This is a genomic window from Dietzia massiliensis, from assembly GCF_018390595.1.
Classification (GTDB): domain Bacteria; phylum Actinomycetota; class Actinomycetes; order Mycobacteriales; family Mycobacteriaceae; genus Dietzia; species Dietzia massiliensis.
This window is the reverse complement of record NZ_JAHBAV010000069.1, coordinates 1-6,540: the sequence shown is the minus strand read 5'-3', so window position 1 is coordinate 6,540 and position 6,540 is coordinate 1. Positions and strand designations below refer to the sequence as shown.

Below are 6,540 nucleotides of genomic sequence, written 5' to 3'. Positions count from 1 at the left end.
GCCGACGCGGTGATGCTCTTTTTCCTGTTCGGCGACGACGAGTTGCGCCGCATCTTCACCCGGCTCGGCTACGGGTTCCCCGACGACGCCGCCCGCCGCACGATCGAGTACTACGACCGCCGGACCTCGCACGGGTCGACCCTGTCGTACATCACCCACGCCGGCGTCCTCGCCTGCTTCGACCCGGACTCCTCGTGGGAGCGGTTCACTGTGGCGCTGCGCAGCGACGTGGGCGACATCCAGGGCGGCACCACCCGCGAGGGCATCCACATGGGGGTCATGGCGGGCACGGTCGACCTCGTGCAGCGCTTCTACGCCGGCATGCGGGCCGAGGGCGGGATGCTCCACCTGGAGCCGAACCTGCCGGGGGCGATCGAGGGTGTCTCGTTCTCGGTGATCCACCTGCGCTCCCCGCTCACCGTGACGGTGACGCGCGACGAGGTGGTGATCCGGCACCGCGATGGCGTGATCGACGCGACCCCGGTGCGCGTCCGGGTGGCGGGTGAGGAGCGGCTGGTCGCGGTCGGTGCGGAGGAACGGTTCAGCCTGGCGTGACCTCGGCGCGGGCGTGGCGTCGTGCGGCGCGCGCCCGGCGACGCTCCTCGCGCCGCTGACGGTCGTGGACCACCTCGGCCTCGTGGTCGTACGGGCTCCCCCGGAACCGCCGGAAGGCGTAGACGAGCAGCGCCAGCGCCACGAGCCCCGAGAAGATGAGGGTGCCGCCGGTGCCCCACCCGCCGACCAGCCACAGGTCCGGCGAGAACGGCCACCATCCCGGCACCGCCGCCCCGATGCCCCAGAAGATGCCCAGCCCGATCAGCCAGGCCACGCCGAGCGCGGAGCCGGCGATCCTGGGCCACGACTGGACCCCGTGGGAGGCGCCCTCCATGGCGAGCCGCTTGATCGTGAGGAGCCGCCGGTCGAACCAGTCGTACTGCCGCGAGAGCACGACGGTCCCGGCGAAGAGCATGAGCAGTCCGGGGCCGGGCAGGAACAGCGCGGCGACCCCGAGCACGACGAGCGTCCACCCGAGCGTCTCCAGGGCGAGGCGCCTGGCCGCGACGTAGCCGAGTCTTCTCACCGGACCATCGTGACAGAAATCGGGGGCGTCAGAGGGGCCGTGGGGGTCAGGCGGGGACCGTGGAGCGGTACTCGTCGGCGGCGCGGGCCCCGGCCTCGAAGTCGACCTCCGGCCAGCCGTCGGGGGCGTGGAGGACCGCGGCGAGGTGCGCGGCTGTGAGTCCGGACCCGGCGTCGAGCAGCGCCTCGACGGCGTCAGGGTCGGGGTCGTCGAGGAGCGTGGAATCGGCCAGGTCGTCGATGATGTCGCGCAGCGCCGCCCGCGTCACGGGGAACAGTTCGGGGTCGAAGCCGTCGTCGACGGGCTGGTCCAGTCTCCACCAGCGCGACCCGTCCCAGCCGTACAGGAATCCCAGGTACACGCCCCGGGACCGCGCGTGTTCGACGCCGCGGCGCCACCAGCCGGGTGCGTCGCCCACGAGGTCGGTGCCGGCCTCGCCGGCGCGCCCGCTGCCCTCGGTGAGGGAGAACTCGTGGTGCCAGCCGGCGAGCAGGGCGCGTCCGTCACCGGGCCGCAGGAGGGCCATCCACATGCCCTCCGCGCCGGCCCAGTGCAGGGCCGTGGCGGTGGGTCGGTCGTGCTCGAGTCCCACCGCCGCGCGCACCGCGGCGTCCACGGCGAGGAGGGCGGCGATGTCGTCGGGCGTCGAGTCCGTGTCCACCGGGAGCAGGGCCATGCGGCCGAGGGTAAACCCGATCGACGACGACGAGGTGACGATCGCGGTGAACGTCCGGCGACCCGCGGGTGTCACAGGGGTGCACGACCGCGCGGATCGTGGAGCGAACCCGCTACGGCCGGCCCGGGCGGCTCGTACGGTGGGCGCATGATCAGTGACGTCGCACACAGGCTCCCGCCGGGCCCGAGGGCGCCCCGCCTCCTGCAGGCGGTGCTCGCCCTCGCCGCCCCCGCGGCCGTGTTCCCCGCGGCGGCCCGCCGGTACGGGGTGCCGTTCACGCTCGATCTCATGCCCCGGGGGCGGAAGGTCGTCGCGGTCTCCGAGCCCGCGCAGGTCAAGGACGTGTTCGCCGGCTCGCCGTCGGTCTTCCACGCCGGTAAGGGCAACGAACTGCTCCGGCCCCTCCTGGGCGACCACTCGCTCCTGCTGCAGGACGGTGACGAGCACGCCCGCGCGCGGCGACTGCTGGCGCCCGCGTTCGGGCGGCGCGAGATCGCCGGCTACCGCGAACTCGTCGAGGAGGTGACCGCCGAGCAGCTGGCCCGGTGGCCGCGATCGGGCCGGGTCCGCGCGCACGTCCTGCTCAACCAGCTCACACTCGAGGTGATCCTGCGGGTCGTGTTCGGCGTGACCGACTCCGCCCGGCTGGACCGGATGCGGCCGATCGTCGCCCGGGCGGTCGACGCCGGGCCGGTCGTGATGATCGGCCTCGGGATCGGTCCGTTGCGCAGGCTGTGGCCGTGGAGCCGCGAGGTGCGCGACCTCGAGACCATCCACGAGTTCCTCGGCGAGGAGATCGAGGCCGCCCGGCGCGACCCGGCGCTCGAGGAGCGGCGGGACCTCATGGCACTGCTGGTGCGCGCCTCGGCCACCGTCGCGCAGGGGCTCTCGGACGCGGAGCTGCGCGACCAGCTCATGACCCTCGTCGCGGCCGGGCACGAGACCACGGCCACCGCCATGGCGTGGTCGATGCTCGAGCTGGCCCGCCATCCGCGGGTCCAGGAACGCTGCGTCGCCGAGATCGCCGGGGACGGGGCGGAATACCTCGACGCCGTGCTCAAGGAGGTCCTGCGACTGCACCCGGTCGTGCCCATGGTCATGCGGGAGCTGCAGGAACCGGCCACGATCGGCGGGCGCACCTACCCGCGGGGCGTGACCGTGTCGCCGTCGATCGTCCTGGCCCACCGCTCGCCGGGGACCTATCCGTCGCCCGGCGACTTCGACCCCGGAAGGTTCCTGGGCGAGGTGCCCACGCCCACGGAGTGGCTGCCGTTCGGTGGCGGGGCGCGCCGGTGCATCGGCGCGTCGTTCGCGATGATGGAGGGCGAGGTCATCCTGCGGCAGCTCCTCGAGAGGTACCGACTGGAGCCGGTCGGCAGCGGGCGGGAGTGGCCGCGGTCGCGCAACGTGACGCTGTACCCCTGGCGTCGGGCGCGCGTGGACCTGCGTCCACGCTGAGGTGGCGGGGGAGATCGATGTGCGTTTTACTGAAGATTTTCCTACCGTGGTCGGTGTGAACGCTTCTCAGACGCCCTCTTCGCAGCCCGAAGCGCCGCGCGCCTCGGCTCCCTGCATGTACACGTGGATCTCCGAGACCGGCAGGGTGATCGAGCAGGTCAGAGTCGTTCCCAGGGGTGATTCCGCGCGTGCCCGCGGTCGGATCGTCTCCGCGGCGCACCCCGAGCACGTGGCCTTCACGGTCGAGTACGACGCGGAGATCGGCTCGGATCGGGCCCTGCGCCGGGTCGGGCTGACGGTGAGCACCGAGGAGTACGAGCGGTCCATAGACCTGGCCTGCGACGACGAGGGCGCCTGGCTCCTCGACGATCCGAGCGGCACCCGGTCCCGCGTGGGCGGCGACGGCGTGGTCGACGTGGACGTCACCTACAGCGTGTTCTTCGCCAGCGTCATGATCCGGCGCCTCGGGCTGCACGCCCAGCCCGGATCCGCGGAGGAGCGCGTGCTCTCGGTGGATTCCATGACGCTCGACGTCACCGAGGACACGGTGACCCTGTCCAGCGACGACGAGCAGGTCCACGGATTCACGGCGACCGCCTCGACCAGCGCGACGGTCGACGCAGGCGGCATGATCATCGACGTGCCGGGGCTCAGCCGACGGGCCTGACCTCCCGGCCCGCCGCCCCGGCCGCGCGCAGCTCCTCGAGCCACCCCGCGGCGCCCGGCGTGACCTCCACCGGCTCCCCGGCCGCCCCTGCCCCGGCCTGCGCCTCCTCGTAGGCACGCCGCGCGCGGTGCCCGTCGTCGACGAGCGGTCCCAGCGTTCCCCGCTCGGCCAGCGACGCCCGCGCGTCCCGCAGGTCGGCCAGGCAGTCGTCCAGCACGTCCAGCAGCGCGTCCCGGTTGGGCTCGCAGATGGCCCGCACCAGGTCGGGGGCCGTCCCCGCCACGCGGGTGCCGTCGCGGAACGACCCGGCCGCCAGCGCGAGCGCGAGGTCCCCTCCGCGTCCGCCGGCCAGCGCGAGCGCCTCGGCGAGGACGTGGCCGAGGTGGGAGATCCGGGCGACCGCCGCGTCGTGTTCGGCCGACGTCGCCGAGAGGATCCTCGCGCCGCTGTCCAGCGCTAGCCGCGCGACCCGCGCCCACGTGTCGGGGTCGGCGCCCGGGTCCGCCGCGACGAGCCACGTGGCGCCGCGGAACAGGTCCGGGTCGGTGGCGGCCCAGCCGGAGTGGGCGGTGCCGGCCATGGGGTGTCCGCCCACGAACCGCGCCCCGAGACCGTGCCGCCGCACCGCGTCGAGGACGGGCGCCTTGACGCTGATGACGTCGGTGAGGGCGGCGCCGGGTGCGTGCTCGGCCACCGCGCCCAGGACCGCGTCGAGGGCGGGGAGGGGGACGGCGACGACGACGAGGGCATCTGACTCCCGGGCCCGGCGGAGCGTGGCCTGCAGGTCGGTGGTGACGGCGAAACCTGCGGCGGTGGCGGCCTCGGCGCCTGCGGCGGAACGGTTCCATCCGAAGGTCCGTTCGGGGCCGAGGGCCCGCATCAGCGAACCGCCGATCAGACCCGCCCCGAGCACGCACACGTCCGCCGTCATCGCCACCTGACAAGGTTCTCACAGCAGACTACGGTTGAGCCCATGGCCAGCAGCTCTGACCGACACGCCCGCGACTCCGACGACGACTCGGTGACAGGCATCGCGCTCGGGGTGGTGCAGGACGGCGGGTCGTGGCAGGTCACGCGCCTGGACGACGCCGCGCTGACGAGTCTCGACGACGCCGCGCGGCAGGTCCGGGCGCTGCGGGCCGAGGGGCCGTCGTTCGGGCTGGTGGACGTGGACCACGAGTTCTTCGTGATCCTGCGCCCGGGGCCGTCCGGCATGCGGCTCATGCTCTCCGACGCCACCGCGTCGCTGGACTACGACCTCGCCGCCGACGTGCTCGACGAGCTCAACGTGGACGTCCCCGACATGACCGACGACGAGCTCGAGGACACCGATCCCTGGGGCGAGGGCGACATGGCGATCCTCGAGGACATGGGCCTGCCGGCCGGGGTACTCGAGATCATCGTCTCCGAGGTGGACCTGTACGCGGACGAGCAGTTGCAGTCCGTGGCCGAGCGGATGGGGTTCGGCGACGAGTTCGAGCGGCACCTGCCCGACTCGTGAGGGCGCACCGGGCGAACGAGGCCCTCGTGCGCCGCGTGCTGGCCGTCGCCGCGGGGACCCCGCCCGAGGACGTGCCCGTCGGCGCGATCGTCATCGGCCCGGACGGCACCGAGTTGGCCGCCGCCACCAATCGCCGGGAGACCGACGGCGACCCGTTCGCCCACGCCGAGGTGCTCGCGCTGCGCGAGGCCGCGAGGGTGCTCGGTGACGGCTGGCGGTTGGAGGACTGCACCCTCGTGGTGACGCTCGAGCCCTGCACGATGTGCGCGGGGGCGGCGGTCGCGGCGCGGGTGGGCCGGATCGTGTTCGGGGCGTGGGAGCCGCGGACGGGGGCCTGCGGTTCGCTGTGGGATGTCGTGCGCGACCGACGGCTGGTGCACCGGCCCGAGGTGTACGGCGGCGTGCTGGAGGACGAGTGCGCGGCTGTTCTCGAGGACTTCTTCCGCGCCCGACGCTGATGCCGCCCCGCCCCGCCCGGTGATCCGATCGTGACCCGCACGCGGTGGAGGCCCCGGTGAGGTCTCCGTACGGTGGGTCGTGAGAGGCGTCGGGCCCCGGCGCCGCGATCGAGAGGAGCACCACATGGGAGTGGGAGACAAGTTCTCGAACAAGGCCGAGGAGCTGGGCGGCCGCGCCAAGGAGTCGGCGGGCGCCGCGACGGGCGACCGCGATCTGCAGGCCGAGGGCCAGGCCGACCAGGGCGCGGCGGGCCTGAAGCAGGGCGCCGAGAAGCTCAAGGACAAGGCCAACGAGGCCGCCAGCAAGCTCACCGGCAACGACAAGTGAGTGCGCGCCCGCGCCGCCGCCGGCGGGGCGGGCCCCGGTAACCCGGGAGCGCGGGGCGCGCCGATTTTTCTCCGCGGGCCCTCGTGCAGTAGCCTGATCGGCGGTGGCGTGTCCGAGCGGCCGAAGGTGCAGCACTCGAAATGCTGTGTTGGGTAACCCCCAACCGTGGGTTCAAATCCCACCGCCACCGCCACGGGGGAGCCCCGGATCTCGAGAGAGGTCCGGGGCTCTCGCCATTTCCGCGGTCGGGCCAGCCGCCGCTCCAGGCCCGCAACCGCCACCTCGGCCCCGCCGGGCAGCCGCTACCGACCCTGGCGTCTCGCCCCTGTGCCTGTCCGCGTCGACTGCTCCCGCTCCTCGCCATGGCGTCT

At 73.6% G+C, this 6,540-nt stretch carries 9 protein-coding genes and 1 tRNA gene; 7 read left to right on the top strand and 3 right to left on the bottom strand.

Going from position 1 to position 6,540, the window contains the following annotated elements; all coding sequences use genetic code 11:
* Positions 1-555, top strand: a 555-nt coding sequence (locus KHA85_RS14660) for a glycosyl hydrolase family 65 domain-containing protein (RefSeq protein ID WP_272875173.1), incomplete at its 5' end; no start/stop codon positions are given.
* Here KHA85_RS14660 and KHA85_RS14655 read toward each other — a convergent pair.
* Together KHA85_RS14655 and KHA85_RS14650 are read right to left on the bottom strand one after the other, a co-directional pair.
* Entirely contained in the window at positions 542-1,081 is a 540-nt protein-coding gene (locus KHA85_RS14655; RefSeq protein ID WP_213186366.1) for a PGPGW domain-containing protein, read from the bottom strand. The genes KHA85_RS14660 and KHA85_RS14655 overlap by 14 nt on opposite strands.
* Positions 1,082-1,127: 46 nt before the next feature.
* Entirely contained in the window at positions 1,128-1,757 is a 630-nt protein-coding gene (locus tag KHA85_RS14650) for a hypothetical protein (RefSeq protein WP_213186365.1), read from the bottom strand.
* Positions 1,758-1,904: 147 nt separating this feature from the next.
* Here KHA85_RS14650 and KHA85_RS14645 point away from each other — a divergent pair, with 147 nt between their 5' ends.
* On the top strand, positions 1,905-3,215 hold the full coding sequence (locus tag KHA85_RS14645) for a cytochrome P450 (protein ID WP_213186364.1): 1,311 nt from the start codon (positions 1,905-1,907) through the stop codon (positions 3,213-3,215).
* A gap of 115 nt (positions 3,216-3,330) precedes the next feature.
* Positions 3,331-3,882, top strand: coding sequence for a putative glycolipid-binding domain-containing protein (locus tag KHA85_RS14640; protein WP_007627819.1), 552 nt, complete (start codon positions 3,331-3,333; stop codon positions 3,880-3,882).
* Here KHA85_RS14640 and KHA85_RS14635 read toward each other — a convergent pair.
* Positions 3,866-4,813: a prephenate dehydrogenase gene (locus KHA85_RS14635; protein ID WP_213186363.1), complete on the bottom strand. Its 948-nt coding sequence runs from the start codon at positions 4,811-4,813 to the stop codon at positions 3,866-3,868. The two genes, KHA85_RS14640 and KHA85_RS14635, sit on opposite strands and share 17 nt — an antisense overlap.
* A 42-nt stretch (positions 4,814-4,855) precedes the next feature.
* Here KHA85_RS14635 and KHA85_RS14630 point away from each other — a divergent pair, with 42 nt between their 5' ends.
* The 4 genes from KHA85_RS14630 to KHA85_RS14615 all read left to right on the top strand — a co-directional run bounded on the left by KHA85_RS14630 (position 4,856) and on the right by KHA85_RS14615 (position 6,362).
* A complete protein-coding gene (locus KHA85_RS14630) occupies positions 4,856-5,383 on the top strand; it encodes a tRNA adenosine deaminase-associated protein (RefSeq protein WP_213186362.1) in 528 nt (175 codons plus the stop codon).
* Between the two features lie 26 nt (positions 5,384-5,409).
* Positions 5,410-5,841 carry a nucleoside deaminase gene (locus KHA85_RS14625; RefSeq protein WP_213186361.1) on the top strand — a complete coding sequence of 144 codons (432 nt, stop codon included), beginning with the start codon at positions 5,410-5,412 and terminating at the stop codon, positions 5,839-5,841.
* 124 nt (positions 5,842-5,965) lie between these two features.
* The gene (locus tag KHA85_RS14620; protein WP_007627815.1) at positions 5,966-6,169 is read left to right on the top strand and encodes a CsbD family protein; all 204 of its coding nucleotides are present in this window, start codon (positions 5,966-5,968) and stop codon (positions 6,167-6,169) included.
* A gap of 102 nt (positions 6,170-6,271) precedes the next feature.
* Positions 6,272-6,362, top strand: a tRNA-Ser gene (locus KHA85_RS14615).
* Positions 6,363-6,540 lie beyond the last annotated feature (178 nt).